This window comes from Streptomyces sp. NPDC006872 (assembly GCF_040635845.1).
Taxonomy (GTDB): domain Bacteria; phylum Actinomycetota; class Actinomycetes; order Streptomycetales; family Streptomycetaceae; genus Streptomyces.
The window spans coordinates 100,139-126,494 of the sequence record NZ_JBEYIL010000012.1 but is presented as its reverse complement, the minus strand read 5'-3'; the positions used below and the strand labels follow the sequence as shown (position 1 = coordinate 126,494).

Genomic DNA, 26,356 nt, shown 5'->3' with positions numbered 1-26,356 from the left:
TCCACGGTCCTCCCGGCTCGGTCTGAGAGGCAGCATCCATCATGACGGCGGTCATAACAACCTGTCGGTCGGCACGGTTATGGACGTCACGGGCGGCGCTGACCTAAGGTGCCGGGGAAAGCGCTTTCTAGCATGGTCATGCCACTGCCAGCCACTGTCCAGTCCAGGAGCGTCGATGCCGCACACCGCACCTCAGGACCCGCAGAACCCGCAGGATCCCCGACCGCCGTGGACCCGGAAGGCGTTTCTGCGGGGTGTGACGGCCGTCGGGCTGGTCCCGTTGGCGCCTGCGGTGGGGGCGGCGGCCGCCCGTGCCGCCTCGGCTTCCGGTCGGCCGGGGTTCGATCTGGTGACGGACGGCGTCCCGGTCGAGGTGTTCGTGGACGCGGCCGACGACCCCGCCGTGCTCCGCGCGGCCGACGACCTCCGGGCGGATGTGGAGCGGGTCTGCGGAGTCCGCCCGGCAGTGCGGCACACCCTGCCGGAGCGGGCCGCCGGACTGGTCCTGGCGGGGACGCTCGGCGCGAGCCCGGTCATCGACCGGCTCGTCGCCCAGGGGCGGCTGGACGTCAGGCGGGTCAAGGGGCGCTGGGAGGCGTCGGTGACCCAGGTGGTGGAGCGTCCGATGCCCGGGGTGGACCGTGCGCTGGTGATCGCGGGCAGCGACCGGCGCGGCACGGTCTACGGGATCTACGACACCTCGGAGCGCGTCGGCGTCTCGCCCTGGTACTGGTGGGCCGACGCGCCCGTCGAACAGCGGGACACCGTCACCGTGCCCGCGGGCCCCTTCAAGCGGCTGGAACCGGCCGTCCGTTACCGCGGGGTCTTCATCAACGACGAGCAGAACCTGACCACTTGGTCGCACCGCACCCAGGAGACGGACAAGAACATCGGCCCGGAGACGTACAAGCGCCTCTTCGAGCTGCTGCTGCGGCTGAAGGCCAACTACCTGTGGCCGGCCATGCATCCGTACTCCGACTTCTTCAACAAGTACCGGGAGAACCCCGAACTCGCCGACCGCTACGGCATCGTCGTCGGCTCCAGCCACCCGGAGGCCCTGCTGCGCAACGGGGTTCACGAATGGGACCCGTGGGCGGAGGAGCACCGGGGCGCGGACGGCGGCCTGCCGGTCTACGACTACACCGTGAACCCGACCGTCATCTCCGACTACTGGAGAGCGCGGGCCCGGGAGAACGCGGCCTACGAGAGCAGTTGGACGATCGGCATGCGCGGCCTGCACGACACCGCGCTGGAGACGAAGCACGCGACCACGATCCCGGAGAAGGTCGTGGTGATGAACGACATCATCGCCGACCAGCGCCGGATCCTGGCCGAGGAGGTCGGGGCGGCGGCCGAGCCGCAGATCTTCATCCCGTACAAGGAGGTCCTGGACCTGTACAACGCGGGCGTCCAGGTCCCCGAGGACGTCACGCTGATCTGGCCGGACGACAACCACGGCAACATGCGCCAGCTGCCGAACGAGTCGGAGCGCGTCCGCCCGGGCGGCAACGGGATCTACTACCACCTCTCCTACTGGGGCCGTCCGCGCAGCTATCTGTGGCTGGACACCACCCAACTCGCCAAGGTCTGGCAGGAGTTGCGCCGGGTGTACGAGCACGGGGTCGACCGGATGTGGATCTTCAACGTCGGTGACCTCAAGTCGATCGAGACCGGCCTCTCCTTCTCGATGGACATGGCCTGGGACGTGGACCGGTGGGCTGCGGAGGAAGCCGACGGCGAAGGCGTCGAGGGCTTCCTCGCGCAGTGGTACGGGCGGCAGTTCGGGCTCCGCCACGCCCAGGAGATCGCCGCGCTGCGCACCGAGTACTACCGGCTCGCGGCGGAGCGGCGCCCGGAGTTCATCGACCGGAACATGTTCTCCGTGATCCACCACGGGGACGAGGCGGGACGCCGACTGGCCGCGTACGACCGGCTGCTGCAGCGCACTGTGGCGCTGGGGAGCGAACTCCCGGCGGCCTGTCAGGACGCGTTCTTCGAGCTGCTCCAATACCCCGTGCACGGCGCGTACTTGATGAACCTCAAGTACTACTGGGCGGATCGCAACGCCCTCGCCGTGCGTCAGGGCCGCGGCGCGGGGACCAATCGCTTCGCGGACCTCGCCGAGGCCGCACACGCCGAGGAGGCTGCGCTCACCAAGCGGTACAACACCGAGGTGGCGGGCGGTAAATGGGACGGCTACATCAACCCGTACCCCTCGCAGATCCCGAAGGCGCCGGGGCGTCCGGCCGTCACCAGGGTCGCCCGGCAGGAGACCTCGGGGCTGGGGGTCGTCGCGGAGGGGAACGAGACCGGCGCGCAGCGGCCGCTGTCCTTCTCGTCCGTCACCCGGGACCGGCGTTTCGTCGACGTCTTCAACACCGGTTTCCTCGCGGTCGTCTGGGCCGTGGAGGCCGACCGGCCATGGCTCCGGCTGAGTTCGGCGGGCGGCACGCTCACCGAGCAGATCCGGGTGTGGGTCGAGATCGACTGGGCGCAGGTTCCCGAGGGCGCGCACGAGGTCACGGTCGCCTTCACGAGCGGCGCGCAGCGTTTCGAGGTGCCGGTGAAGGTGGTCGCCGACGGGGAGCGGGCGCGTCGGCGGGCCCGTGGGTTCGTCGAGTCGAACGGCTGGGTCTCGATCGACGCCGTGCACACCGAGCGCCGGTTGGCGCGCGGCGGGGCCCGCTGGCGGACCGTGCGCGGGCTGGGCCGTCGCGGTGCCGCCGTCGAGGCGGTACCGTCGACGGCCGCTCCGGTCACCGCCGACTTCGCGGCCCGCGCACCGGAGTTGAGGTACCGGGTGCGCTTCAGCAGCACCGGGACGTTCCCCGTCACCGTCTTCCGGCTGCCCTCGCTCGACGAGCGCGGCGCGCGGCGGCTCGCCGTCGCCCTCGACGACCAGCCGCCCGCCGTTCTGTCGGGGCAGGCCGTCGCCACCGGCAACCGCGGCGACGCCTGGGCGCGCAATGTGGAGGAGGGCGTCGAGAAGCTCACCGCGACCGTGACTGTCACCGCATCCGGCGAGCACGTGCTGCGGGTCTTCATGGTCGACCCGGCGATCGCCGTGGACCAGATCGTGATCGACACCGGCGGGCTGCCGACCGGCGCCTATCTCGCACCGCCGGAGAGCTACCACCCGGTGTTCAACCCCGACCCGGACACCGCGGCGGGCTTGGACGCGCCTAGTCGGTAGGGCGCCGGTGGTGGGCTGCGGCCGAGCGGCTCAGGACCCGGGACTGGGCTGCGGCCCGGCCTCCCGAACCGGCCCGCGGGACCCGGGACGGGCCCGGTGCCGCCGTGCGCGGACCACGGGGGTGAGCCAGCGGTGGGCTGCGGCCGGGCGGCTCAGGACCCGGGACTGGGCTGCGGCCCGGCCTCACGAACCCGCCCGCAGAACCCGGGACAAGCCCAGCGCCGCCCTGCGGACCACGCGGGTGAGCCGGCGGTGGGTGCGGGCCCGGCCGATCACGAACCCGCCCGCAGGACCCGGGGCAGGCCCAGCGCCGCCGTGCGGGCCACGCGGGTGAGCCAGTAGTGGTGGGCTGCGGCCCGGCGGGTTCAGGAACCGGCCCGCAGAACCCGGGACAGGCCCAGTGCCGCTGTGCGGACTGCGGGGGCCAGTTGGGCCGGGCTGAAGCGTGAGCGGGGCACGGCCACCGAGAGCGCCGCCACCGTGGCGCCTCCGGCGAAGACGGGGGCCGCGATGCAGCTCACCCCGAGGGCGGCCTCCTGCTCCTCGTAGGCGAGGCCGGAGACCTGGATCTTCTCCAGGGCCATGCGCAGCCGCCCGGGTTCGGTGATCGAGTACGGCGTCAGGCTCGGCAGCGGCCGGGACAGCACCTCCTCGGTGAGCTCGGCGCCGGAGAAGGCGAGCAGGGCCTTGCCGACGCCGGTGCAGGTCAGTGGCAGGCTGCCGCCGATGCGTGAGGGCAGCTGGAGCGCCTCGTGGCCGTGGATGCGTTCGAGGTAGACCACGTCCATGCCCTCGCGGACCCCGAGGTGCACGGTCTCGCGTGTCGCCTCGAACAGGTCCTGGAGGAAGGGCAGGGCCGTCTCCCGCAGATCCAGCCGGTGCGGTACGAGCGAGCCGAGCTCGAACAGCTTCGCGCCGAGCCGGTACTGCGGGCCGGTGCGTTCCAGCCAGCCGAGCCGTACCAGGTCCGCGGCCAGCCGGTGCACGGTCGGCTTGGGCAGGCCGGTGCGCTCCGAAAGTTCCGACAGGCGGTACGGACTGCCGCTCGGACTGAAGGCTTCCAGGATCAGCGCAGCCTTTTCCAACATGCTGGCACCCTGATTGTTCCGTGTCACGGAACAAAGCTTGTCCCTTCGACGAGGCCCTGTCTATATCGAAGTCGACCCGCCGCTTCTCCCTCCCTGGAGGTATCCCGTGTCGACCGTGCTCGACGGCGTCCGTGCGGACACCGTTCCACCGGCCGTGCTCAAGGCCGCCGACCTGCTGGCGGAGGCCACCCGCACCGGAGCGGCCTGCCCGCCCGTGCGGACGCTGCTCGACGACGGCGACGTCGAAGCCGCCTACGCCGTGCAGCAGCTCAACGTGCGGCGCGGTCTGGACGCCGGACGCCGGATCGTCGGCCGCAAGATCGGCCTGACCTCACGTGCCGTACAGGCCCAACTCGGCGTGGACCGGCCCGACTTCGGCGCACTGTTCGCGGACATGGCCGTGCCCGACGGCGGCGAGGTGTCCGCCGGGCGGCTGCTCCAGCCCAAGGTGGAGGCCGAGGTCGCGCTCGTGCTGGGGCGTGACCTGCCGCATCGCGAGTGCACGGTCGTCGACGTGCTGCGGGCGGTCGACTTCGCGCTGCCCGCGCTGGAGATCGTCGACAGCCGGGTGCGGGGATGGGACATCTCGCTCGTCGACACCGTCGCCGACAACGCCTCCTGCGGTCTGTACGTCCTCGGCGGCACGCCCGTTCCGCTCACCGCCGTGGATCTGCGTGCCGTGACGATGACCATGACCCGGGCCGGCGAGACGGTCTCCGAGGGCACCGGCGCCGACTGCCTCGGCGGCCCGCTCAACGCCGCCGTCTGGCTGGCCGCGGCCCTCGCCGAGCGGGGCGACCCGCTGCGCGCGGGCGACCTCGTGCTGACCGGCGCCCTCGGCCCGATGGTCCCCGCCGCCCCCGGCGACGTCTTCGAGGCCCGTATCTCGGGCCTGGGATCCGTCCGCGTCGCATTCCCCACCGAGGAGGACGGACAGTGAGCACCAAAGTCGCCGTCATCGGCTCCGGCAACATCGGCACCGACCTGATGATCAAGATCCTGCGGCTGTCGGAGAGCCTGGAGATCGCCGCGATGGCCGGCATCGACCCGGACTCCGACGGCCTGGCCCGCGCCCGCCGCCTCAAGGTCGCCACGACCCACGAGGGCGTCGAAGGGCTCGTCGCGCTGGACGAGTTCGCGGACGTCGAGATCGTCTTCGACGCCACCTCGGCCGGCGCCCACCGCCACCACGAGGAGGTGCTGCGGCCTCTGGGCCGCACGCTCGTCGACCTCACCCCGGCGGCCCTCGGCCCCTACGTCGTCCCGCCGGTCAACGGGGACGCCCACCTGGACGCCCCGAACGTCAACATGGTCACCTGCGGCGGCCAGGCCACCATCCCGATCGTCGCCGCGGTCGACGCCGTCACGCCCGTGCACTACGGCGAGATCGTCGCCTCCATCGCCTCCCGCTCGGCCGGCCCGGGCACCCGGGCGAACATCGACGAGTTCACCGAGACCACCTCCTCGGCCGTCGAACGGGTCGGCGGCGCGGCCCGGGGCAAGGCGATCATCGTCCTCAACCCGGCCGAACCCCCGCTGATCATGCGGGACACCGTGCACTGCCTGGTCTCCGACTGTGCCACCGAGGCCGTCACGGCGTCGATCGAGGAGATGGTCGGACGCGTGCAGGCGTACGTGCCGGGCTACCGGCTCAAGCAGCAGGTGCAGTTCGAGCGCGTGCCGGCCGACGACCCGCTGCGCACCCTCGCTCCCGGCGCGGGCGACGCCCTCAAGGTGTCCGTCTTCCTGGAGGTCGAGGGGGCCGCCCACTATCTCCCGGCCTACGCCGGAAACCTCGACATCATGACCTCGGCCGCGCTGCGCACCGCGGAGCGCATGGCCGCCCACCGTGCCACGGAGGTGGCCTCGCGATGACTCGCCTCTACGTCCAGGACGTGACCCTGCGGGACGGCATGCACGCCGTCCGGCACCGCTACACCGTCGACCAGGCCCGTGCCATCGCCGCCGCTCTCGACGCCGCCGGAGTGGCCGCCGTCGAGATCGCGCACGGCGACGGACTCGCCGGCTCCAGCATCAACTACGGCGTGGGCGCCCACACCGACTGGGAGTGGATCGAGGCCGTCACCGACGTCGTACGGCAGGCGATCCCCACCACTCTGCTGCTGCCCGGCATCGGAACCGTCCACGACCTCAAGCGGGCGCACGCACTGGGCGTCCGCTCGGTGCGCGTCGCCACGCACTGCACCGAGGCCGACATCTCCGCCCAGCACATCGCCGCCGCCCGCGAGTTGGGCATGGACGTCGCGGGCTTCCTGATGATGTCGCACATGGCCGAGCCCGCCGAACTCGCCCGGCAGGCCAAGCTGATGGAGTCCTACGGCGCGGCCTGCGTCTACGTCACCGACTCGGGCGGCCGGCTCACCATGGACGGGGTCCGCGACCGCTTCCGCGCCTACCGGGACGTACTCGACCCGACCACCGAACTCGGCATCCACGCCCACCACAATCTCGCCCTGGGTGTGGCCAACACGGTCGTCGCCGTCGAGAACGGGGCGGTCCGGGTGGACGCGTCCCTCGCGGGCCAGGGCGCGGGGGCGGGCAACTGCCCGCTGGAGGCGTTCGTCGCGGTCGCCGACCTCATGGGCTGGGAGCACGCCTGCGATCTCTTCCCGCTCATGGACGCCGCCGACGACCTCGTACGACCGCTCCAGGACCGTGAGGTGCGGGTGGACCGCGAGACGCTCAGCCTCGGGTACGCGGGGGTGTACTCCAGCTTCCTGCGCCACGCGGAGACCGTCGCCGCCCGCTACGGCCTGGACACGCGCTCCATCCTGGTCGAGGCCGGGCGCCGGGGCATGGTCGGCGGCCAGGAGGACATGATCACCGACATCGCGCTGGACCTCGTCGCCGGAACCGCCTCGCCATAGCGTTCGCTACAATTGGAGCGGCCGCTACAGCGGGCTCGGGTGCGGGGGACGGCGAAGGGGCACACGCGATGACCAGTGCGCAGTCGACGCGCAAGAAGCGCGCGAACGGGGTGGAGTCGCGACAGCGCATCCTCGACGCCACCGTCGAGATCGCGGGCGAGCGCGGCTACGAGGGCACGTCCATCGCCGCCGTCAGCGCCAAGTGCGGGCTGCCCGCGAGCTCGATCTACTGGCACTTCAAGGACAAGGACGACCTGATCGCCGCGGTCATCGAGCGCAGCTTCGAGACCTGGCTCGTGGCGGTCGAACTGCCGGTAGAGGCGTCCGGCACCCCGCTGGAGCGGGTCACCGCCATGGCGGGGAACCTGGCGAAGTCCCTCGTCGATGCACCCGACTTCCTGCGGCTCGGGCTGATGCTCGCCCTGGAGCGACGGCCCACCGAGACCCGCGGCCGGACGGTGTACCTCCAGGTCCGCGCCGTCGCCGCCCAGCGGATCGGCGAGGTGATCCGCACCCTCCTCCCGACGCTGGACGAGACGGCCGTGCAGACCCTCACCACCTACACGGTCGCCGGCGCCGACGGACTCTTCGTACAGCGGGAGATCAACGGCGACGCGGTCGATCTCGTGGCGATGTTCGAACTGCACGCACGGCTGGTCTACGAGGCGGCGGTCCGCATGGCGGCGGGGATGGGAGAGACAGGAACGGGAGCGAAGACGTGACGCTCACGTCCGGACAGCGCGCGCAGGCCGCACGGCTGCTGCGCGAGGCCGAGCATCATGTGGCGCCGATCGAGCCGTTGTCGGTCCTGCTGCCCGGCCTGGACACGGCCGACGCGTACGCCGTCCAGCAGGAGAACATCGCCCGCCGGCTGGCCGACGGCGCGACGGTCGTCGGCCACAAGGTGGGGCTGACGGCCGTCGCGATGCAGGAGCTCCTCGGGGTCGACGAACCCGACTTCGGCCATCTGCTCGACGACATGGTCCATCCCGACGGCGCACCCGTCCTCGCCGCGCACTACTGCCGGCCCCGCATCGAACCGGAGATCTGTTTCCGCCTCGCCCGCCCGCTGCACGGCCCCGAGGTCACCGTCGAGGACGTCCTCGACGCCACCGAGGCGGTCGCGCCCGCTCTGGAGATCGTCGACAGCCGCATCCGCGACTGGCGGATCACCCTGGTCGACACGGTCGCCGACAACGCCAGTTCGGCCGGCCTGGTCTGCGGCCCCTGGACACCGCTGGGCGAGGCGCCCGACCTCGCCGCCGTGACCGCCGAGCTCCTGATCGACGACCGGAGCGTGGCGGTGGGCACCGGCAAGGAGGTGCTGGGGCACCCGGCCGCCGCGGTCGCGTGGCTGGCCAACACCCTCGCCGCCTTCGGCACTTCGTTGGAGCCCGGCCAACTGGTCCTGCCCGGCACCATGACGGGCGCCCCGTTCGTCGCCGCGGGCTCGCAGGTCGAGGCACGTTTCAGCGGCTTGGGCTCGGTGTCGGTGACGTTCGTCTGAGGAGCGGGGCTCAGGGGGTCGGAATGCCGGCCGGGCCGGTCGGACGGGCGGGGCGGTCGAAACGGGCCGGGACGCCCGGCGAGTACAGGACGCTCACCGGCTCCCCCACAGGCGCCGGCAGACCCGCCGCGGTGACCAGGTCCTCCTCGCACTCCACGAGTTCCGCCCGGTGCAGCGGCCAGCGCGGGTGCGCGTTGCGCAGGAACATCGACCGGCCGAAGAACGCGCTGTGCATCCCCCAGCGCGCGGTCAGGAAGTGCTCCAACTCCGTTGGTTCCACGATCCGTTCGCCCACCCGCACGGTCAGCCGGCTGCGCGCGCCGCGCGGGCCGGGCCAGCGGCGGCGACTGGTGTACGTGACGGTGTCGCCGTCGGCGTCGATCGCCATGCGGGACCACACGTAGGGCATCCGGAAGCCGATCCGCGCCACGGCCACCGGCAGCAGTCGGGAGGCGTCGAGCGAGCGGAAGACCACACCGCGGCGCCCGTGCGAGTCCACCGAGTAGAGCCGGACGTTCGTCTCCGGGAAAGACCCCAGATAGGGGACGCCCGGGAGGCGGAACCATCCGACGCGATGCATCCGGAACGCCACCAGACCGACGTAGGTCACGCCGTTCAGGGTGTCGGGGACGGTTCCGGGCGGCAGCAGACCGGCCACGTCGGCCGGATCGGCGGCCCAGTGGAGGAAGGCGAGGTCGAGCCAGGACTGGGTGAGCAGTGGGCGCGCTATCGCGTCCGGCGCGTCAGGCGTTATGGGGTGCGGGGGAACGAGGGCGGCCCGCGGCGGGGGTGTCGGCGGCACCGCGTCAGTATCACAGGGGTGCAGGGGGTTCCCTTGGAAGGGCCCGGGGGCGAGGCCGTCATCGCTCAGGTTGCGTAGGGCAGGCTTCAGCAGCGTGGGCCCTCAGTGGGCGGGGCCCTCAGTACGGCTTGCCGGGGCCTGTCATCGCGTCGCGCATGCGATCGACCAGCCCGACGCCCGGGGCGAGCGTCTTGTCGGCCGGGGGTTCGTCCGGAGCGGACGGATGCGGACGCGTCGGGGCGGTCTTCCTGGCCTTGCGGACCTTGTCGCCCAGCCCGTCCAGGATGACCGTCGGGCACTCCGCGCGCACCCTGGGGAACAGGTTCCGCTCCTCGTCGGCCAGGTGGGTGCGGACCTCGCGCATCAGCATGCCGACGAGCCGGTCGAACTCGGGGTCGTCCGCCTCGCGGCCCTCCAGGTCCTTCATGATCCGCTCGGCGCGTGCGTGACGGTCGAGCTCGTCGTCGGCCAGGACGTCACCACCGGGGACACGCTCACGTACGGACGGGTAGAGGTAATCCTCCTCGGCCATCGCATGCCGGACGAGTTCCATCGTGGCCCGGTCCGCGTACAGCCTGCGGTCCTCGGCGCCGGGCGGCAGCGCCTCGATCCGGCCGAAGAGCTCCTCGACCTCGCGGTGATCGGTCACCAGCTCTTCGATGACGTTCCCGCCATCACCCTGACCCATGCCCGCTCACCTCCGGCCTGGACACGACGGCTCCGGAGCGGACCCGCCACGCCCCCGAGTACCCCGGCACGCGATCGCTCACTCCAGGTCCGGGTCGCCGGAGGCGAGGACGGCGGGCTGACCGGCCAGGACGCCGCCGTCCAGGACGAACTCGACCCCCGTGGAGTAGGTGGCGTCGAGGACGATGAAGAGCACCATGCGGGCGACCTCCTCGGGCTCGCCGAACCGGGGCAGCGGCTGACCCGCGGTGTACGCGTCGCCGAAGCCGGCCGTCATGCCGGTGCGGATGGCGCCGGGGTGGACGGAGCAGACACGGACCCCGTCGGGGGCCAGTTCCAGCGCGGCGGTCTTCGTCAGCCCGCGCAGCCCCCACTTGCTCGCCGCGTACGATCCGATGCCGGCGTACGAGGTCAGTCCCGCGAGGGAGGAGATGTTCACGATCACCCCTCCCCCGGCCCGGCGCAGCGAGGGCGCCACGGCGCGCATGCCGAGCCACGGGCCCTGGAGGTTGACGTCGATCACCCGGCGGAACGAGGCGAGGGGCTCGTCCTCCATCGAGCCCCATGCGGCGATCCCCGCGTTGTTCACCAGCACGGAGACCGCGCCCAGCTCCCGCTCGGTCTCGGCGACCGTGCGCTGCCAGCCGTCCTCGCCGGTCACGTCCAGCGACCGGTAGCGGGACCGCCCGCCGAGCTCGGCCGCCAGGCTGCGCCCCTCGGGTTCGAGGATGTCGGCGACCACCACGGCGGCGCCTTCGGCCGCGAGCGCCCGCGCCACCGCCGCGCCGATCCCCCGGGCCCCTCCGGTGACGATCGCCACCCGTTCGTCGAGACGTCCCATGCCGACCTCCGCCGAAAGCTCGGTGCACTGCAGTCCTCACCCTCAGCATCGGACGCACGGGGCCGGGCTCGCAGTTCCTGATGACCCATTGGGCGTACCGTCCCACTCATCGCGGCCCAGCACGCTCAGCCGGGCGACGACCTGCTCAGCGCCCTGATCAAGGACCGTGCGGCAGCGGACGAGGGCCTCTCCAAAGCCCGACTGCTCGGCACCGGAATGGGACCGGACGCGTCGCGGGTATGGGAGGGGTATGCGATGGCCCTCCAGCGCCAGTACCCCCCTCAGAGGCTGTCGGTCCTCCTCGAACGAGCCGAACTCGTTGCAGGACTGTATGTGTTGACCCAAGAGTCCGACCGTCCGGCCAACGACCCGCTGGAGCCGGCGGACCGGCTGGACACGCGGGATGGCCGATGAGAGCCGTGTCCGTATGGAGGAACCGTGACTTCATGCTGCTGTGGCTGGGCAACGGCACCTCGTTGCTGGGCACCAACAGCGCCCGCATCGCGTACCCGTTGCTGACCTTGGCCTTGACCGGCTCGCCGGTGGCGGCAGGGTGGGTCACCTTCGCCGGAGCACTGCCCAACATCTTGGTGCAGTTGCCCGCCGGGCTGAACGCCGACACCCGCAACCGGCGCCGCACCATGGCCATATGCCAAGTCGGCGGACTTGCCACAGCAGCCGTGCTCGTCACGCTCGGCATGCTTGATGTGACATGGTTCCTGCCGGCAGTGGTCACTCTGGTCTTCGTCGAAGGCTGCTTCTTCGTCTTCTTCCAGTTGGCCGAGACGGCTGCGATCCGGGACGTCGTCCAAGAAGACCAGCGCCCTACGGCCCTGTCCCTGTATGAAGCACAGAGCCACGCCACCGGCCTGCTCGCCCGCGCCGTCGGAGTCGTCCTCTACGGCGTCATGCGCTGGCTGCCGTTCCTTGCCAACCTCGGGTCCTATGCCGTCGCCACGTTGACCCTGAGCATGGTCGACGGCCGCCGCATGAACCCGGTCGACGATCCTGACACCGAGGACAGCACGCCGCCCCGGGGGCTACGCCAAGGCGTCACGTGGCTCTGGCACGAGCCCTTCCTGCGCATCACGAACTTCCTGTTCGGCGCCACCAACGTGCTCTGGCAGTGCATCATCCTGCTCTTCATCGTCTCGTCCACGCAGGACGATCAGCCGGCCTGGGTCCTCGGTCTGCTGCTGTCCAGCTCAGGGATCGGCGGCCTGGTCGGCGCAACTGTCGCCTCACACGTCGCCAACTCGGTTTCACCCCGCCGCATCTTTGTCCTCGCGCTGTGGGGCTGGGCCCTGTGCGCCACAGCTGTCGCAGCCACGCACCACCCCGCCGTCCAGGGAATCGCCTGGTTCGGCGTCGGCGGCATCGGTGCTCTCAGCGGTGTCGCAGTTGGTCTGTACCGGGTCGACGCCACACCGCCCCAACTCCTGGGGCAGGTCACCGGGGCCAGCGGCATTCTCCCCAACGGCGCCGTCCCGTTGGGTGGTCTCCTGGCCGGCTATCTGCTCGCCGCGCTCGGCAGCACCACCACCGCCTGGGCACTGGCCGGCGTGATGCTTGCACTTGCCGTCACAGGGACTGCTCTGCTGGCATCGACGAGCCTCTCGAGCACAAGATCACCCAAGGAAGAGCCTTTGGACGGCAGCCGGTCGACGCCACTCGGGTGATCTCACTGAGCTCCGATGGACCGCACCGCGACGATCGGCTCGTTCTGATCCTTTCTCGGAGCAGTGCGAAAAACTCGTTCGACATCGCGTGGGCCGGCGGCGAGCGTTGACGGAATGCAGCAGGAGAAGATCTGGGACGCCGATGTCGCCCAGCGCTATGACACGCCCGGCTCCGGCATGTTCGCGCCCGAGGTCTTGGGGCCGACAGTGGACCGTCTCGCCCGGCTCGCCGGGGGCGGAGCAGCGCTTGAGTTCGCCATCGGGACCGGGCGGGTGGCCGTCCCGCTCGCCGAGGCAGGAGTCCCGGTCACCGGCATCGAGCTGTCGCTCCCGATGGTGGAGCAACTGCGAACCAAGGCAGACGAAGCAACGATCCCCGTGGTCATGGGTGACATGGCGACCGCCGTCGCCCCCGGGGAGTACACCCTCGTCTACCTCGTGTACAACACGATCTCCAACCTGCTCACCCAGGATGAGCAGGTCCGGTGCTTCCGCAACGCGGCCCGCCACCTTGCGCCTGGTGGTCGGTTCGTGATCGAGCTCTGGGTACCCGAGTTGCGCAAGCTTCCACCGGGTCGGACGGCCACCGTCTGGCAGTCCGAGCCCGGCTACATCGGGTTGGACACCTACGACGTCCTGCGCCAGCACGTGGTGTCGCACCACTTCCGTTTCGATGAGACCGAGCAGGCGCGGTTGTTCCGGAGCCCGCATCGCTATATCTGGCCGGCCGAACTCGACCTCATGGCTCAACTGGCCGGATTCGAACTGGAGACCAGACATGCGGACTGGGCCGGCGCCGCATTCACCGCCGAGTCGCGTTCTCATGTCTCCGTCTACCGGATCCCGCCGGCGCGGTAGCTCCGCGCGGCCGGGACGGATGCCGCGTCTCCGACCTTGCCCCATGGGGATGCGGCGCAGTCGGTGCCGGGTGAGTCCTCAGACCGACGGTGTGGGGGTCAGGCGGAGGAGCACGGCGGTGTCGGGGCGCGGAAGGGAAACGGTGAGCCTGCCGTCCGCGGCGGCCCAGGTCGCATCCGAATGGGCGGTGGTGGGATAGAGCGTGCTGACGTGAACGTCGTATCCCCTCAGGTGCGGGATGAAGACAGCGCAGTCACTGTTGTCCTGGTCCGGGCGGTCGGCGATCCCCGACTGTCCGGCGGCGGCCGACTCCCGTCGCCAGACCGTGAGAAGCGTGGAGCCGGAACCACGCAGACCATGAGCGATCCAGGTGTCCTGCCAGGAGGGCAGGCCGAGCGGCCAGAACGGCCGGCCGCTTCCGATCTCCGGTCGAATGCTCCGGTAGACGGAAATGCCCGAGCGGACGAGTTCGAACTGCTCCGGGCTCATACGGTCGAGGAACCCGGACAGATGGACACGGCCCAGCAGCGCCCCGGTGACGGAGAAGGCGATCTCGTCGAGGCTGAAGTGCGGCTGGGGGTAGGCCCATACGGCGGCCTGCTCGGGCGTCGCTGCGGTGGCCGCCGCCGCCGCGATGGGCGGATAGCGCCACGGGTCCTGCTGGTCGCTCGTGGACTGCACCTGTACGACGCCGAGTTGCGCGTAGTCCATGCGCAGACCGCCCGACGCGCAGTTCTCCAGGACGAGGCCGGGGTGACGGTCGAGGAGGGAGCCGAGCCAGTCGAGATGCGCACGGTGGTGCCCGAGCAGGCCGGCGCCCGCGCTCTCGGCGCCGGTCTCGGTACCGGGGCCGATGTTGATGTTGTAGTCGAGTTTCAGATAGCCCACCCCCCAGTCGCCCACGATCCGGTCGACGACCCGGTCGAGGTGGGCGCGGGCAGCGGGGTGGCGCAGGTCCAGGTGATGGCGGCCGTGCTCGGTGACGCGCAGGCCGCCCCGCCGGAAGAACGCCTCGGGCGGCAGCGTGTCGGCCAACGGGCTGCGTACGCCGACCACTTCGGGTTCCAGCCAGAGTCCGGGGGTCATGCCGTGCGCCCTGATGGCGTCCAGGACCTGCTGGATTCCGCCGGGGAAGCGACTGGCGGAGGGCTCCCAGGCGCCGACGGCGTCCCACCAGCCCTGGGCGTCGTCGTCGTACCAGCCCGCGTCGATGACGAAGACCTCGGCGCCGACGGCTCCCGCCGCTTCGACGAGCGGCAGGAGCTTGTCGGTGGTCGGGTCGCCCATCAGGGTGTTCATGTAGTCGTTGTAGATCACCGGCAGTGCCGTGTGGTCCGGGTGGGCGCGGCGCATTCGGCGGCGGTAGGCGGTGAGTTCACCGAACGCGGCGTCCGGGCCGCCGGCCTCGACCCCCACCAGGACAGCCGGGACCGTGGTGAACTCCTCGCCGGGCGCCAGGATGTGGCGCCACTGGTGGTGGGCGTCGTCGGGTCCGAACAGGGCGAGGTAGGCGGCGCCCTCCCGTTCGCCGGTCTCGTAGCGCCAGCCGGCGCTGGACTCGATCTGCCAGAGCCAGGCGCGGCCGGTCCGGTCGGTGAGCGCGGCGATCGGCAGGTGCCGTCCCGTGGACCAACCGCCCTGCGAGCACCGCTCGAAGCAGCCGCGTCCTTCGTGGCCGTGGGCGGATCGGTTCAGGGAGACGATGTGCTCGCGGAAGGCGGCCTGCCGCCAACGGCACTCGGCCAGCCAGTCATTGTCCGCCCAGTGGAGGGTCAGACCGTCGAGCGCGCCCGTCTCGTCCACGATGCCGCCGAGGGCCAGGCTCGACACGCTCTCCAGCTGAATCGGGGCGCTCCCCTCGTTGACCAGGCGTACCTGTGAGCGGAGGAATCCTGAGCCGGGAAGCGTCCGCAGCGTGATGTCGGCGGCAAGGGCGGTCGCCGGGTCCGTCAGCCGGATCGTCGTGCAGTGCCAGTCCCCGTCATGGCCGGCCTCCCGACCCCGATAGACCATGCGGTCACCGATGGCGGTGTCGATGAAGCGTTCCCCCGACCAGGTACGGCCGTGGCCGGTGGCCGTGACCTCGACGAGAGGAACCAGCATGTCCCAGCTCCGGCCCGGCGCTCCCAGCCTGACCGACCCGACCGCGTCCATGACGACATGCAGCCCGAGGGTGTCATGGGACCAGAGAAGAGATCTCTCGGCTGCTCTGGCAGCTGTGGTCAACGCGGTTTCCCCTTCTGCGGTGTGCGATCTTGTGCGGGCCTGCAACCGGCATCGGTCGGCCCTTGGGGAGGGCAGGCTGCACTTGGGCAGGGCAAGCTGCACGTGGAGCTCGTGAGGTGACCGCTCGGGCGAATCGCCGGTTTCGATCCCTTGACCGCCGGCAGCGTGAGCGTTCACAATCCTGACATGGATGTGACCGGTCACACAAGCGGTAAGCCCAGTTCCGGACCGGCACCGCGCAAGGCAGCCAGTATTCGTGATGTCGCCCAGGCGGCGGGCGTCTCCTACCAGACCGTTTCGAGGGTCATCAACGGCCACCCGAACGTCCGGGAGGAGACGCGCAAGCGGGTCGAGGCAGCAATCGGTGCGCTGGGATTCCGGCGTAACGCCACCGCGTTCGCACTCGCCAGCGGCGTGACCCGGTCCGTCACCGTCCTGACCTCCGACACCACCCTCTACGGCTACGCGGCAACACTGCAGGGTCTGGAGGAGGCGGCCCGCGCCGCGGGCTACTCGCTGGGGGTGAAAGTCCTGACGGCCGAGGACGACCTCGACCGCACCGTCTCCTCAGCCGCCGCCAACGGCGGAGGGCTGATGGTCATCGGCTTCGACCGGCTCGCCGCATCGGCACTGAGCCGTGTTCCGGCGGACGTGCCGTGCGCCGCGGTCGTCGAAGCGCCGTCGCACGGCCAGGCCCCTCCCCGTCCGGCCGTGTGGGCCGACGACCGCGAGGCCGCCCGCGCCGCCACCGCGCACCTGCTCCAGCTCGGACACCGGACCGTCCACTACGTCGCCATCCCCACCTCGGCAGGAACCCGGCGCTCGGAGGGACCGCGCACCCAGGGCTGGCGAAGCGCCCTGGAGACTGCCGGCATCACCCCGCCCGAACCCCACGGCGGCAAGGGCTGGGACGCACAGGCCGGCTATGACGAGGGCCGCCGGCTCGCCGACGACCCGGACGTCACCGCGATCCTGTGCGGCAACGACGACCTGGCGCTGGGCGTACTGCGCGCCCTGCACCACGCCGGACGGTCCGTGCCGGGAGACGTCAGCGTCATCGGTTTCGACGATGCCCCGCACTCGGGGTTCCTCACCCCCTCCCTCACCACCGTGCGCATGGACTTCCAGGGGCTGGGCCGCGACGCCTTCAACCTCCTGCGCAGCCAACTGGAGGACCACTTCGAGCCGCCCGCCCCGACCTTCGTCGGCACCGACCTCATGATCCGCGAAAGCTCCGCGCCGCGGCACACATGACGGTGTTGCGACGGGTGCGCAGCCCCCGGCGAAGAAGGCCTCTCTCTGCGCCGGCGTCTGGTGGCCGACCAGGATTTCGGGGATGCTCGGTCCAGCGGGCCGCAGCAGGGATCTCCACTCCAGAGCCCGCATGAAAGCGAACCGTGCCCGAGCCTGGGATTGAGACGCGAAGTGCTGACGACGCTCACCACGAACAGCTCCGCGCTTCTGGTGAACCGTCCCACAGGCAGCGTCTCCACGCCTCCCCCCTCCGGCAGGACCACCCCCGGAAGCCGAACCACCACACCTGTCTCTCGGGCCGATCCACGCACGCGCCGGGCGCACCTGATCCCCCGTCACAGAGATCGGCGTTCGGTCGGCGTCAGCACCGACGGAACCCGCTTCGGGCCGCCCTGAACCGCCAAGATCGTTAACTGGCCCCACCCAGCCTGACCTGCAAAAATTGAGGTCAGGGGCTCATACGCTAGCCTCACAGGAGGTATCCGATGAAGATGCTGATCAACGTTCCCTAGTTTGGCGCGGCCGCAGGTCAGGACCATGCTGAGGGCTCCTTGGTCAGCAAACTCCCAGCATGAGTCAGGAGACGCGCACGTTGGCGACTCAACTCGTCCGTGGCATGGGCAGCTTCTTCAAGCTTTGCGCCTGCTCTCGCCAGAACCGGTGTCCCCACCCGTACGCCATTCGCTACCGCGACGCGGCAGGTCGCCAGCGCGAAGAGACAGGCTACGCGACGCAGCAATCCGCGATCGAGCGGCTGACCAAAGCCTATGCCGAGAAAAGCAACACCCCACGCCAGCAGGCAGACCTCAAGCGCGAAATCGGACGCCAGCGATTCGGGGCCTATGCCTCCAACTGGCTCACACGGCAGCGGCACTACGCCCCAAGCAGCGTCCGCTCAGTCAATCAAGTCCTCAACGGCCAAGTTCTTCCGATCCTGGAATCCCGCCGGATGAACACGTTTACTTCGACCGTCGTCGAAGACTTCATCAAGTCGATGGAGGATCACTCCGTCGGCCTGGCCGCACAACAGAATGCCTTCGAAACTCTCAAGAAGATCCTTCTCGACGCGCGGCGACGGGGCGGCATCACCGAAGACCCGTTCGACGGAGTCGTCCCGCCCGGGTACATCCCTCGAAAGATCACCATCCCCACCCTGGACGAGATCCACCGACTCAAAGAGGTCGGCAGCGATGAACTGCGCCTCATCATCGACCTGATGTCCGGCTGCGGACACCGGAACGGAGAGGCCTACGCCGCCAACCTGGAACGTATGGTCGCAGACGACGTCTATCGCATCACCGAGCAGATCGACGGAGTAAAACGCGAGCGGGCACGCCTCAAGCACCGCAAGCCAGGAGAATTCCGCGAAACTCCGATGCCTCCTACCGTCCGCGACTCGCTGTTGCGATACGAGAAGGACCACGGAACCGATCCGAACGGATACCTCCTCCGGACCCAGAGGGCCCCGTACTGGGCACACACCACGCTTGAGTACCAGTGGAACACCGCGAAGAAGAAAGCGGGCATCACAAGGAGGTTCACTACCTACTCACTCCGTCACTTCTTCGCGTCCAACTGTCTGTCCAGAGGGATACCTGTCACGGACGTCGCAGAGTGGATGGGTCACAAGAACATCAACATGACCTTCAAGATCTACCGTCACCTGATGCCGGCGTCGATCGGACGCGCGGCTAAGCTCCTCAACGAAGGCCTGTAGCAAACGAGAGGCCCGGGATATCCCGGGCCCCTCATCAAGAAACCTTCTGCTGTTGCGCCCAGCGATCCAGGTCCGTGACTTTGAATCTGAGCTTGCCACCGAAGTAGTACCGAGGCACCCCGTGGCGACCTGATTCTCGGTACATCCAACGCCGGCTCAGACCAAGATGCTCTGCGGCCTCTTCGACGCCGACATAACTGCTACCCGTCTCATTACGTGCGCCGCAGCCGGACTCACCTCTACTCACGCCAGGATCGCCTCGGCAGACGCCCTCGGATAGTCCTCCGCCCTCTGACCACTACTACCCTTGAGGTTGCGCCGCTCCATTCGCAAGAGCTTCCCAACATGCGCCTCCGACACCTTGAGAACTGCCGCCAGCCGAGGCGTGGATGTACCTGCCATGGCCACCCACCGGATCAACGTCTGCCGCTCCGTACGACTGAGATAGACGTCCCTCCCTGTCAGCGCGGCCTCGACTCTCGCAGGATCACATCGCAGCTCAAACTGATGCCAGGCCGCCCTACGCTCATTCACCGTCATGCCGCCTCGAATACCGCAGAAGTCGCCGCTCTCGAGAGCGGCATCAAGGCACATCTCTCTGACCGGGCAGGATGAGCAGATCCTTTTCGCGTCTGCGATCCGCCGTTCGTCAGCGGATTTTTCAGGAAAGTAGAGATCCGGGTCCATCGCCACCTCAACTGCTCCGACACACGCCGCCCTCTCCTGCCACGTTTGATCGCCTCTGCTCCTGGGCCTAATGGACCCTTCGTACGCCACTAGATTTTTCCTGTTCTGGTGCTTGCACTGGGCCAGCCGGAAGGATTTCGACCCAACGGACATACCAAGCATCCGAACAAACGCTGGTTTCCCTAACCGGGGATCATCGGCTACCTTGCTGGCTCGCGTCGACCTCAACGGCCGGAGCGAGGCCCCAGAGCTGCCACGGACGCATTGTCCAGCACACTCCGACACATCCGGACCAGGCACTACGACGCCTAGGTACAACCGTGTACACGACCTGGCAGTCGCCCCTAGGTAGTCTCGTCAACTGCTACGCGACCGCTTCCCACGCCCAGGGGCGTGATCCGTGACGTCCCCGGACACATTCCACGCGGTAGCGCGCCTGACTCAGCGCACGGGGGTTCTGGTCGGCAGTCTGCAGGGCGAAGGTGGTCAGTCTCAGCTCACGGATGCCACACAGTATCGGATACCCCGGCCAACGCATCACGTCGTATCCGTACAGTTCGCAATACCTTCGATACTCCTCCTGCGACAGCTTGCCGAAGGTGTCGTATGCGACCGCGGTCGAAGTGAGGTCCCACTCAGGAGGGCCGACGGAGGTCCGCTCGAAGTCCAAGAGCAGGGCCAGTCGGTTGGGCTTTTCGATCACGGCGCAGTTGCCTGCCCAGGCGTCCCCATGGATCACGCACTCGGGACGACCTGCCGGAAGGTCGTTCCACTCCGTCTGTAGATCTGACAGGCGCCGGAGCAGCCACTGTCGATCATCCTCTTCTACTGAAAGCGCAGACTTCAGGCGCTCAGCGATTCGGACGAAGGGATCCAGCCTGCCGAGAGGGAACTCCGGCTTGGGCAGGTCATGCAACTGACGCAGGAGGGGGGCCAGATCGGCTTCCGAGCCGTGCCGGTGAGGCGGCAGAAGCTCCCAGAAGGTCGCTGTCCGGCCACCTGCCTCGACGGGTTGGTTCATGGGCAGGGGCCGAACGGCCGGCACCTCGTTCTCGGCGAGCCAGCGCGCCACGGCCACCTCTCGGGCCGCAGCACTCTCTTGCCCAACTCGCGCAATTCGGACTACGACCCCGCCCGGCAGCCGCCACAAGTCGTTCTCGGCGAGCCGAATGGGCTCTGCTTGAGCCGCCGAGAGTCCCGCAGCAACGGCGATCTCCTTCAGTACAGCGAGCGACTCCTCAATCCGGGTGGTGGTCATGCGTCAACCGTAATGGCGATGCGTTCCCGCAGCGCAGCGACCTCCGGGTTCTGGGAGTAGCGTGCGGACGCCTTCGACAAAGCCCTGACGTCGTCGATGGCCCGTCTGGACCTCAGACGACCGACTTCGTCCAGTGCGCGGTGGGCGATCGAGACGGCTTGCTGGCGATCCCCCAACGCCATGATCAGCGTTGCAAGCTTCGTACCGGAGATCGCGCGTGAGCGCACGTACGCGTCTGTGTGCTCGTCGATCGCGGTCTGGAGCCGACGCACGGCCATCAGGGACGGCTGGCCAGGCATGAGCGCAACGTCGAACGCCGCATGCCCCGTGTCGCCGTGATGCTGGGCGTTGTCGTAGTAGGCCATCCAGGACTCGTCCTCGCCGGCCCGCGCAAGGCTGAAAACCTCGTCGGAGAGGCCGATCGCCGCCAGTGCCTCCTGAGGCCGCTGCATTTTCGCGAGTGCCCGTGCTCTGGCGTTATGGAGCATCGCTTGCTCACGTGGGGTGAGCCGATCGGCCCGCACCAGACCGTTCTCGGCATGGGTCAGGCCGGCGTCAGGGTCTCCACACCAAATGGCCTGTCTGGCCAGCCAGTTCAAAGCGTTTGCCCGGAGATGCCAGTTGTCGGCCTGTTCCGCGCATCTCCGACCGAACGTCAGAAGGTGGGCCGCATCGTCATGGGCATAGGCGTCGAAGGCGCTGGAGCCCATGACGATGGCCAAGCGTCCCACCGCGGTGAAGAGGTCCGCCTCCAGTTCTGGGGCGTAAGCAGCATCCAGAAGTCCACTGGCCCACGCAAGCTGTCCCATCAGCGAACTGCGTACGAGGCCACCGCCTCCGTACAGGTTGTCCCATCCCGCGAGTGTGGTCGCGGCGACTCGTACCTGCTCTACGTCCTCGGGCCGGACGACCTCGGGCAGCAATGGCTGGTTGAGGCGTGGAATGAGGTCGGCGAACGAGCCAGGAGCGACAGTCACGAGGCCACCGATGGCCATGATCGCGCGACGCTTCACGGGTGACGGGCTCCGATCCCGAAAGGTGCGTGCATCAGCCTTGAACGTGTCCGTTGACAGCTCAGCGAGGGTGTCCTCTGCAGGCGGAGCGGACGGCTTGTCCGCATCATCGGGGTTCCTCTTGTCCGCATCCTCTTCTACGAGGCACCACAGCCTCCGCAAGGCTCCGCCGGCCTCCAAAGCGTCGTCGAACCGCCCCGCCAGCGCGGCATCGCACGGCCGCTCATTCTTCTCGATGCGCTCGATCGTGGAGCCGCTGACGTGCACCTTCAATCCCAGGGCCCTCGTGGACAAACCCCGGACATTGCGCCAGTTCCTGAGCTCCTTCCCCCACCAGTCTCGAACCGACCTGCTCTCGTCCAAGGGCCTCGGTTTCTGCGGCATGACTTCTCCCTTCGAAGCCCTGATGCGGACAACGTCGGCGACTCGCGGCTGTCCGCGTCACCGGTCGGGTGCGGGAATCTTCGTGGCCCGGCTACGGTGCTTCCCCTCCTCAGTACCGTATAAAACGAGGTCAGTTCAGGTCTTCGATACAGATCAGGACGCTCCACCCGTGGGGATTGCCCGTCCGCCAGGGGCCACTGCACACGTACTACGGCCCGGACCCTTGCCTACGGGTTCCGGGCCGGCACGGCAGGTCAGGACAGGTCAGAGCTCGGCAAGATCGTCGAGCCGCAGCGCTGAAGTGAAGGTGATCCACGCAGTGCGCGGAAAGGTAAGGGTCGCCCGCTGCGGGTTCTTCGAGTCACGGACAAGGACAGCGTGTGGTTGCGCCGCACACTCCACGCACTCATTCGTGGGCGAGCCGCTGTACGTGCTCTTGAACCATTCGGGCTGGGGCTGTTCGGCCACGACTTGTCCTCGCTACTTTCGGTTTCGCAGGTGCGTCTTGCCGGCTTCGGCGATCAGCTCCGCCGAAGAGTCCTTGTCCAGCGCCACTTGACGCAGGAAGGAGAAGCCTGCGGCGTACTCCTCCAGAGCGGGCGTCTCCTCCAGGAACAGCGAGCCAACCTGGTGCTCGAGGAAGACGACGTCCAGGGAGGGGTCAGGACCACCGAAACCACCGAAGACGATAAAGCTGTTGAGCGCCGCGCTGTACGCGCCGGCACTGAACGGCAGCACCTGAATGGTGACGTTCGGCTCCTGCCCACGTGCCAGCAAGTGATCCAGTTGAGCAGACATGACCTCAGGGCCTCCCACCTGCCGGCGAAGCACGGCCTCGTCCAAGATCACGTGGTAGGAGGGAGGGGTGGGCCGATCGAGGATCCGTTGTCTCTGCATCCTCATCGCCAGATAGTCCTGGAGTTCTTCCGGCGGCAGGGTGTTCTCTGGCGTCGACTGGATCGCCTGCGCGTACTCCAGCGTCTGCAGGAGGCCGGGGACAACGCCCACCGTGTGGTGGCTGATGCGTGTCGCCTCGTTCTCAAGTGCGAGAAGCATCCGCATCGGGCCAGGCAGTTTCCCGGCGAAGGGTACCCACCAGGCCTCCGTAGCCCTGCTGTTCTTCGCCAGGTCCACCAGGGCGTCGCGCTCATCGTCTGTGGCCCCGTAGACCCTGCACAGCTGGTCGACCTGATTCCAGCGAACGTTGCCCTTGGCGCGCTCGTACCGGCTGACGGTGGCTTTGGAAACGCCTGCCCGCTCGCCGGCTTCTTCGGCCGACAAGGCGGCCACTTCCCTCAAAGCCAGCAAACGAAGCCCGAGTTGCCGACGACGTGTCGTCGGACCAGCCTCTTCGGCTAGCTCGTTCGTTGCGGCCGGCGTCGTCGGCCTTGTCGTCATGATGCTCCCTCGGACGAGTACTGCCAGTCTCCCTGCTGGCTTGTAGCCGCCACAAGGAAGTTACACGGCGGAACAAGCCTGGCGTCGCGACCCCCTGCATATGCCCGCAACGCTCATGCGGACACTTTCGCTGCGAGCGTTACACGGCGAGAGACGCAGGGACATACTCCAACTCGATCGCAGCCGACGGCGGTTCAAGCGCAACTCCGATTCATCCGGAGCAGCGCGTCACACCCCACGACACAAGGACGCCCGCGATGGCCCGGACTCTGACCACCTCCTTAGCAATCTCGTGCGGCAGCCCTTCCACGCTTCGCATGGTCGACGCGGAGCATCGCCGTCCGATCGCAGCGCAGACCAGGTGGCCCAGGGAGCAAGTCATGATCACCTCATCAGGAACGGGCGTCCGAGAGTTCCGGCAACACCTCAATGCCACTCCGGAAATCGTCGGCCCTGTTCGAAGGATCGTCGTAGAGCGCATGCAGTGTTGGGGCTGGGACGAGTTCATCAGCCCTGCGACCCTGTGTGTCACGGAGATGCTGACCAACGTTCATCGGCATGTCGAGTCAGACGTCTGTCTCCTTGTCTTGCGCTGCTCTCCGTCCCGCCTCCGAATCGTGGTGCGGGATTGCAGCCCGCTGCTTCCCGTCGTCGGCGAGCCCGACGACCTCGCAGAGAGTGGTCGCGGACTCTTGCTCCTCTGCTCGCAAGCAGACGCGTGGGGTGCTGCGCCGCGCCATGACGGCAAGGACGTGTGGGTCGAGTTCCGCCAGGACGTGACCGCGGCGGTCGATCCGCAACAGCAAGGGGTCGGGATACCGCCGCTTGGCCAGGAGAACGACCACCGCCTTCGCCTACTCGGACAAACCCGCTGATGCAGATGCTCGGCCTGCCCCTGACCCACTACTCCAGATCAAGGACCCCACCGTGTCACTGATCGTGGACCACATCCTCGTGGGAGACCAGCGCACCGCGTGCCTTGTCGATCACGGCGGCAAAGCCTCGTGGCTCTGCCTTCCGAGGTTCGACTCGCCAGCCTCAGCTCATCCGCATTGCTGCCAGCCACTCCGCGGCTCTTCACAGGCCTTCGAGCCCACACCAACGAGGATCTGATGACTGACCTGATACTGACGATCGCCGCACTGATGGCGGTGGCCGAGGCCTGGGCAGCATGGCATTACCGGAAAAGGCAACGTGCCTCGCAATGCCGCGCCGACCGTCTCCACGCGCACTGCCAAAGGCTCACTCAGCAGTTGCGCTCCGCGGAGATATACGTGGGGCAGTTGTCCGACACGGTCATCCCGACCATCGTCACCGCCGCAAAGAACGGTCGCGGGCCACAGCTCGATCTGGCAGTGCCTGACCAGCTCAGAAACACCCCACTGGCCGACCGGCTCCACGAGCTCGTTGAGCGACTCGGGGCCGGCATCGTCCAGGTAGGCCAGCAGGCGCAGATTGCGTCTACTCAGCAGATCACGCATGTCCGCTTGGAGACGGAGCGCCAGGTTGCGCAAGCGCGACATGAATCGGTGGACGTCGCCCGAGCCTCGGTACGTTCCTTCGCCAAGTCCGTGGTCCAGCGGGCCGCGAAGCTGAGCAGCATGATCAGCGCCGGCGTGCGCCAGCATGTGTCGGACGAGGCGTACGCGACGCTGGTCGAGATCGATCACCTGGCGCAGCAGATGCTGCTGACCGCCTCCGGCTACGCCGTGCTCGCCGGGGACAAGTTGACCCGTCGCTGGCCGGCCACCACGTTGACCGAGATCGTGCGCAGCGCGATGGGGCGGATCGAGGGCTACGAGCGTGTCCAGCACCCCTCCATGGACCTGGTTGCCGTCGAGGGCCGGGCGGTGGAGGCTGTGGTGCACACCCTTGCCGTCCTGCTGGACAACGCGCTGCGCTACTCGCCCCCGGCTGCCGGCGTGTACGTCACGCTGCAGCAGGGCCACAGCGCCAGCTTCCTGATCGTGGACGACGCCGGGCTGCGGATGGAGGACGAGCGGCTGGTCTGGGCCCGGGATGTGATGTCCGGCAAGCGACGCGACGACATCACGCAGCTCGGGGCCTATCCGCAGACCGGTCTGCGCGTGGCGTCCCGGCTCGCCGAGAATTACGGCTTCCGCGTCGAGGTGACCGCGCCCAACCTCTACCAGGGCACGCGCACGGTGATCGTGCTGCCGCCGGCCCTGCTGACCGCTCCCGTACCGAGCCAGCCGGTGACCGCACCGGTCGATGCCCCCGGTACAGCGCTGCCGGAGCCGGGTTCGGCGTCAACGACGGCGAGCGGGCTCACCGTCCGCCGGCGCGCCACCCGTCCTGCCCCTGCCGTCCGCGCGCTGTCCGGCGACGTGGTGGAACCGGGCCGTCCCGAGGTTGCGGCCGCCTGGGTCGCCGGCTCGCGGCGCGGACGCGAGGGCCAGAGCACTCCCGTATCGACGAAGGACATGGATCATGGCTGACACGACCTCCAACGATCTCGGATGGCTGCTCGACGAACAGCTCGGCTCCGTCCCCGGCGTCCGCTACGCCGTGCTGATGAGCGGCGACGGCCTGCTGAAGGCCCGTACCAAGACCATCGGCCAGGACGACGGGGAGAAGTTCGCCGCACTGACCGCCGCACTGCGTGCCGCAGGCAAGGCGTGGGACGAGTTCACCGGTGGCCAGAGTCTGCGCCAGGTGCTGATCGAGTCGAACCAGTGCTTCGGCCTGACGACCTCGGCAGGGGACATGACGATGCTGTCGGTCTGCACCGATCCTGACGCGGACATCGGCTTGATCAGCCATCAGATGGCGCAGTTGGCCGTCCGGCTGGGCACGCAGTTGGGCACCGCGGAGCGCCGTACCAGCGTGGAAAGCGGCTCGCCGGCATGACCGGG

The 26,356-nt window shown here is 68.8% G+C and carries 24 protein-coding genes; 13 read left to right on the top strand and 11 right to left on the bottom strand.

The genetic code is table 11. The annotated features are described in order from the left end of the window. Positions 1-175 precede the first annotated feature (175 nt). Positions 176-3,193 carry a glycosyl hydrolase 115 family protein gene (locus ABZ725_RS32355; protein WP_358806038.1) on the top strand — a complete coding sequence of 1,006 codons (3,018 nt, stop codon included), beginning with the start codon at positions 176-178 and terminating at the stop codon, positions 3,191-3,193. 365 nt (positions 3,194-3,558) lie between these two features. Here ABZ725_RS32355 and ABZ725_RS32350 read toward each other — a convergent pair whose 3' ends face one another. Then, positions 3,559-4,281 carry an IclR family transcriptional regulator gene (locus ABZ725_RS32350; RefSeq protein ID WP_358806037.1) on the bottom strand — a complete coding sequence of 241 codons (723 nt, stop codon included), beginning with the start codon at positions 4,279-4,281 and terminating at the stop codon, positions 3,559-3,561. A gap of 106 nt (positions 4,282-4,387) precedes the next feature. Here ABZ725_RS32350 and mhpD point away from each other — a divergent pair, with 106 nt between their 5' ends. From mhpD to ABZ725_RS32325, 5 genes are all read left to right on the top strand, one after another. Further along, positions 4,388-5,221, top strand: coding sequence for a 2-keto-4-pentenoate hydratase (mhpD, locus tag ABZ725_RS32345; RefSeq protein ID WP_358806036.1), 834 nt, complete (start codon positions 4,388-4,390; stop codon positions 5,219-5,221). Further along, positions 5,218-6,156, top strand: coding sequence for an acetaldehyde dehydrogenase (acetylating) (locus ABZ725_RS32340; protein WP_358806035.1), 939 nt, complete (start codon positions 5,218-5,220; stop codon positions 6,154-6,156). The genes mhpD and ABZ725_RS32340 overlap by 4 nt, the downstream gene beginning before the upstream one ends. Beyond that, entirely contained in the window at positions 6,153-7,169 is a 1,017-nt protein-coding gene (gene dmpG, locus ABZ725_RS32335) for a 4-hydroxy-2-oxovalerate aldolase (RefSeq protein WP_358806034.1), read from the top strand. Before ABZ725_RS32340 ends, dmpG begins: the two co-directional genes overlap by 4 nt. A 68-nt stretch (positions 7,170-7,237) precedes the next feature. Next, a complete protein-coding gene (locus tag ABZ725_RS32330; protein ID WP_358806033.1) occupies positions 7,238-7,891 on the top strand; it encodes a TetR/AcrR family transcriptional regulator in 654 nt (217 codons plus the stop codon). Then, positions 7,888-8,676 carry a fumarylacetoacetate hydrolase family protein gene (locus tag ABZ725_RS32325; protein ID WP_358806032.1) on the top strand — a complete coding sequence of 263 codons (789 nt, stop codon included), beginning with the start codon at positions 7,888-7,890 and terminating at the stop codon, positions 8,674-8,676. Before ABZ725_RS32330 ends, ABZ725_RS32325 begins: the two co-directional genes overlap by 4 nt. A 10-nt stretch (positions 8,677-8,686) precedes the next feature. Here ABZ725_RS32325 and ABZ725_RS32320 read toward each other — a convergent pair whose 3' ends face one another. From ABZ725_RS32320 to ABZ725_RS32310, 3 genes are all read right to left on the bottom strand, one after another. Continuing rightward, positions 8,687-9,478, bottom strand: a complete 792-nt coding sequence (locus ABZ725_RS32320) for a DUF2071 domain-containing protein (RefSeq protein WP_358806031.1) — start codon at positions 9,476-9,478, stop codon at positions 8,687-8,689. Between the two features lie 118 nt (positions 9,479-9,596). Continuing rightward, the gene (locus tag ABZ725_RS32315; RefSeq protein ID WP_358806030.1) at positions 9,597-10,166 is read right to left on the bottom strand and encodes a hemerythrin domain-containing protein; all 570 of its coding nucleotides are present in this window, start codon (positions 10,164-10,166) and stop codon (positions 9,597-9,599) included. A 78-nt stretch (positions 10,167-10,244) separates the two neighbouring features. Next, positions 10,245-11,006, bottom strand: coding sequence for an SDR family oxidoreductase (locus ABZ725_RS32310; RefSeq protein ID WP_351915188.1), 762 nt, complete (start codon positions 11,004-11,006; stop codon positions 10,245-10,247). 80 nt (positions 11,007-11,086) lie between these two features. On the opposite strand from ABZ725_RS32310, the gene ABZ725_RS32305 reads away from it, so the two are divergent. Both ABZ725_RS32305 and ABZ725_RS32300 read left to right on the top strand, forming a co-directional pair. Continuing rightward, a complete protein-coding gene (locus ABZ725_RS32305; protein ID WP_358806029.1) occupies positions 11,087-12,685 on the top strand; it encodes an MFS transporter in 1,599 nt (532 codons plus the stop codon). A 114-nt stretch (positions 12,686-12,799) separates the two neighbouring features. Next, positions 12,800-13,543 carry a class I SAM-dependent methyltransferase gene (locus ABZ725_RS32300; RefSeq protein ID WP_358806028.1) on the top strand — a complete coding sequence of 248 codons (744 nt, stop codon included), beginning with the start codon at positions 12,800-12,802 and terminating at the stop codon, positions 13,541-13,543. Positions 13,544-13,621: 78 nt separating this feature from the next. Here ABZ725_RS32300 and ABZ725_RS32295 read toward each other — a convergent pair whose 3' ends face one another. Continuing rightward, positions 13,622-15,697, bottom strand: coding sequence for a glycoside hydrolase family 36 protein (locus ABZ725_RS32295; protein WP_358806219.1), 2,076 nt, complete (start codon positions 15,695-15,697; stop codon positions 13,622-13,624). A 258-nt stretch (positions 15,698-15,955) separates the two neighbouring features. Between ABZ725_RS32295 and ABZ725_RS32290 the strand changes: the two genes are divergently transcribed. Next, a complete protein-coding gene (locus ABZ725_RS32290; RefSeq protein ID WP_358806027.1) occupies positions 15,956-17,023 on the top strand; it encodes a LacI family DNA-binding transcriptional regulator in 1,068 nt (355 codons plus the stop codon). A gap of 571 nt (positions 17,024-17,594) precedes the next feature. Beyond that, positions 17,595-18,740 carry a tyrosine-type recombinase/integrase gene (locus tag ABZ725_RS32285; protein WP_358806026.1) on the top strand — a complete coding sequence of 382 codons (1,146 nt, stop codon included), beginning with the start codon at positions 17,595-17,597 and terminating at the stop codon, positions 18,738-18,740. Positions 18,741-18,774: 34 nt separating this feature from the next. Here the strand turns inward: ABZ725_RS32285 and ABZ725_RS32280 are convergent, their stop codons facing one another. The 6 genes from ABZ725_RS32280 to ABZ725_RS32255 all read right to left on the bottom strand — a co-directional run bounded on the left by ABZ725_RS32280 (position 18,775) and on the right by ABZ725_RS32255 (position 23,480). Then, the gene (locus ABZ725_RS32280) at positions 18,775-18,987 is read right to left on the bottom strand and encodes a helix-turn-helix domain-containing protein (protein ID WP_358806025.1); all 213 of its coding nucleotides are present in this window, start codon (positions 18,985-18,987) and stop codon (positions 18,775-18,777) included. Beyond that, positions 18,984-19,580 (bottom strand): WhiB family transcriptional regulator, encoded by a 597-nt coding sequence (locus ABZ725_RS32275; RefSeq protein ID WP_358806024.1) that lies wholly within the window; start codon positions 19,578-19,580, stop codon positions 18,984-18,986. The genes ABZ725_RS32280 and ABZ725_RS32275 overlap by 4 nt, the downstream gene beginning before the upstream one ends. Positions 19,581-19,791: 211 nt before the next feature. Next, a complete protein-coding gene (locus ABZ725_RS32270) occupies positions 19,792-20,685 on the bottom strand; it encodes an aminoglycoside phosphotransferase family protein (RefSeq protein ID WP_358806023.1) in 894 nt (297 codons plus the stop codon). After that, positions 20,682-22,082 (bottom strand): helix-turn-helix transcriptional regulator, encoded by a 1,401-nt coding sequence (locus tag ABZ725_RS32265; RefSeq protein ID WP_358806022.1) that lies wholly within the window; start codon positions 22,080-22,082, stop codon positions 20,682-20,684. Before ABZ725_RS32265 ends, ABZ725_RS32270 begins: the two co-directional genes overlap by 4 nt. A 264-nt stretch (positions 22,083-22,346) precedes the next feature. After that, positions 22,347-22,550 (bottom strand): DUF397 domain-containing protein, encoded by a 204-nt coding sequence (locus tag ABZ725_RS32260; protein WP_358806021.1) that lies wholly within the window; start codon positions 22,548-22,550, stop codon positions 22,347-22,349. Between the two features lie 12 nt (positions 22,551-22,562). After that, positions 22,563-23,480: a helix-turn-helix transcriptional regulator gene (locus ABZ725_RS32255; protein WP_358806020.1), complete on the bottom strand. Its 918-nt coding sequence runs from the start codon at positions 23,478-23,480 to the stop codon at positions 22,563-22,565. Positions 23,481-23,860: 380 nt separating this feature from the next. Here ABZ725_RS32255 and ABZ725_RS32250 point away from each other — a divergent pair, with 380 nt between their 5' ends. From ABZ725_RS32250 to ABZ725_RS32240, 3 genes are all read left to right on the top strand, one after another. Continuing rightward, positions 23,861-24,355: an ATP-binding protein gene (locus ABZ725_RS32250; protein WP_358806019.1), complete on the top strand. Its 495-nt coding sequence runs from the start codon at positions 23,861-23,863 to the stop codon at positions 24,353-24,355. A 237-nt stretch (positions 24,356-24,592) separates the two neighbouring features. Then, positions 24,593-25,939 (top strand): ATP-binding protein, encoded by a 1,347-nt coding sequence (locus tag ABZ725_RS32245; RefSeq protein WP_358806018.1) that lies wholly within the window; start codon positions 24,593-24,595, stop codon positions 25,937-25,939. Beyond that, the gene (locus ABZ725_RS32240) at positions 25,932-26,351 is read left to right on the top strand and encodes a roadblock/LC7 domain-containing protein (RefSeq protein ID WP_358806017.1); all 420 of its coding nucleotides are present in this window, start codon (positions 25,932-25,934) and stop codon (positions 26,349-26,351) included. The genes ABZ725_RS32245 and ABZ725_RS32240 overlap by 8 nt, the downstream gene beginning before the upstream one ends. Positions 26,352-26,356 lie beyond the last annotated feature (5 nt).

Bases quoted from the DNA above. Each gene is read 5' to 3' on its own strand.
- ABZ725_RS32355 (WP_358806038.1), top strand. From the start codon at position 176: ATGCCGCACACCGCACCTCAGGACCCGCAGAACCCGCAGGATCCCCGA.
- ABZ725_RS32310 (WP_351915188.1), bottom strand. From the start codon at position 11,006: ATGGGACGTCTCGACGAACGGGTGGCGATCGTCACCGGAGGGGCCCGG.
- ABZ725_RS32270 (WP_358806023.1), bottom strand. From the start codon at position 20,685: ATGACCACCACCCGGATTGAGGAGTCGCTCGCTGTACTGAAGGAGATC.
- ABZ725_RS32350 (WP_358806037.1), bottom strand. From the start codon at position 4,281: ATGTTGGAAAAGGCTGCGCTGATCCTGGAAGCCTTCAGTCCGAGCGGC.
- ABZ725_RS32290 (WP_358806027.1), top strand. From the start codon at position 15,956: ATGGATGTGACCGGTCACACAAGCGGTAAGCCCAGTTCCGGACCGGCA.
- ABZ725_RS32315 (WP_358806030.1), bottom strand. From the start codon at position 10,166: ATGGGTCAGGGTGATGGCGGGAACGTCATCGAAGAGCTGGTGACCGAT.
- ABZ725_RS32250 (WP_358806019.1), top strand. From the start codon at position 23,861: ATGATCACCTCATCAGGAACGGGCGTCCGAGAGTTCCGGCAACACCTC.
- ABZ725_RS32265 (WP_358806022.1), bottom strand. From the start codon at position 22,082: ATGCCGCAGAAACCGAGGCCCTTGGACGAGAGCAGGTCGGTTCGAGAC.
- ABZ725_RS32300 (WP_358806028.1), top strand. From the start codon at position 12,800: ATGCAGCAGGAGAAGATCTGGGACGCCGATGTCGCCCAGCGCTATGAC.
- ABZ725_RS32305 (WP_358806029.1), top strand. From the start codon at position 11,087: ATGACCCATTGGGCGTACCGTCCCACTCATCGCGGCCCAGCACGCTCA.
- ABZ725_RS32330 (WP_358806033.1), top strand. From the start codon at position 7,238: ATGACCAGTGCGCAGTCGACGCGCAAGAAGCGCGCGAACGGGGTGGAG.
- ABZ725_RS32240 (WP_358806017.1), top strand. From the start codon at position 25,932: ATGGCTGACACGACCTCCAACGATCTCGGATGGCTGCTCGACGAACAG.
- ABZ725_RS32295 (WP_358806219.1), bottom strand. From the start codon at position 15,697: ATGGACGCGGTCGGGTCGGTCAGGCTGGGAGCGCCGGGCCGGAGCTGG.
- ABZ725_RS32255 (WP_358806020.1), bottom strand. From the start codon at position 23,480: ATGACGACAAGGCCGACGACGCCGGCCGCAACGAACGAGCTAGCCGAA.
- dmpG (WP_358806034.1), top strand. From the start codon at position 6,153: ATGACTCGCCTCTACGTCCAGGACGTGACCCTGCGGGACGGCATGCAC.
- ABZ725_RS32275 (WP_358806024.1), bottom strand. From the start codon at position 19,580: ATGTCCGTTGGGTCGAAATCCTTCCGGCTGGCCCAGTGCAAGCACCAG.
- ABZ725_RS32245 (WP_358806018.1), top strand. From the start codon at position 24,593: ATGACTGACCTGATACTGACGATCGCCGCACTGATGGCGGTGGCCGAG.
- ABZ725_RS32285 (WP_358806026.1), top strand. From the start codon at position 17,595: ATGAGTCAGGAGACGCGCACGTTGGCGACTCAACTCGTCCGTGGCATG.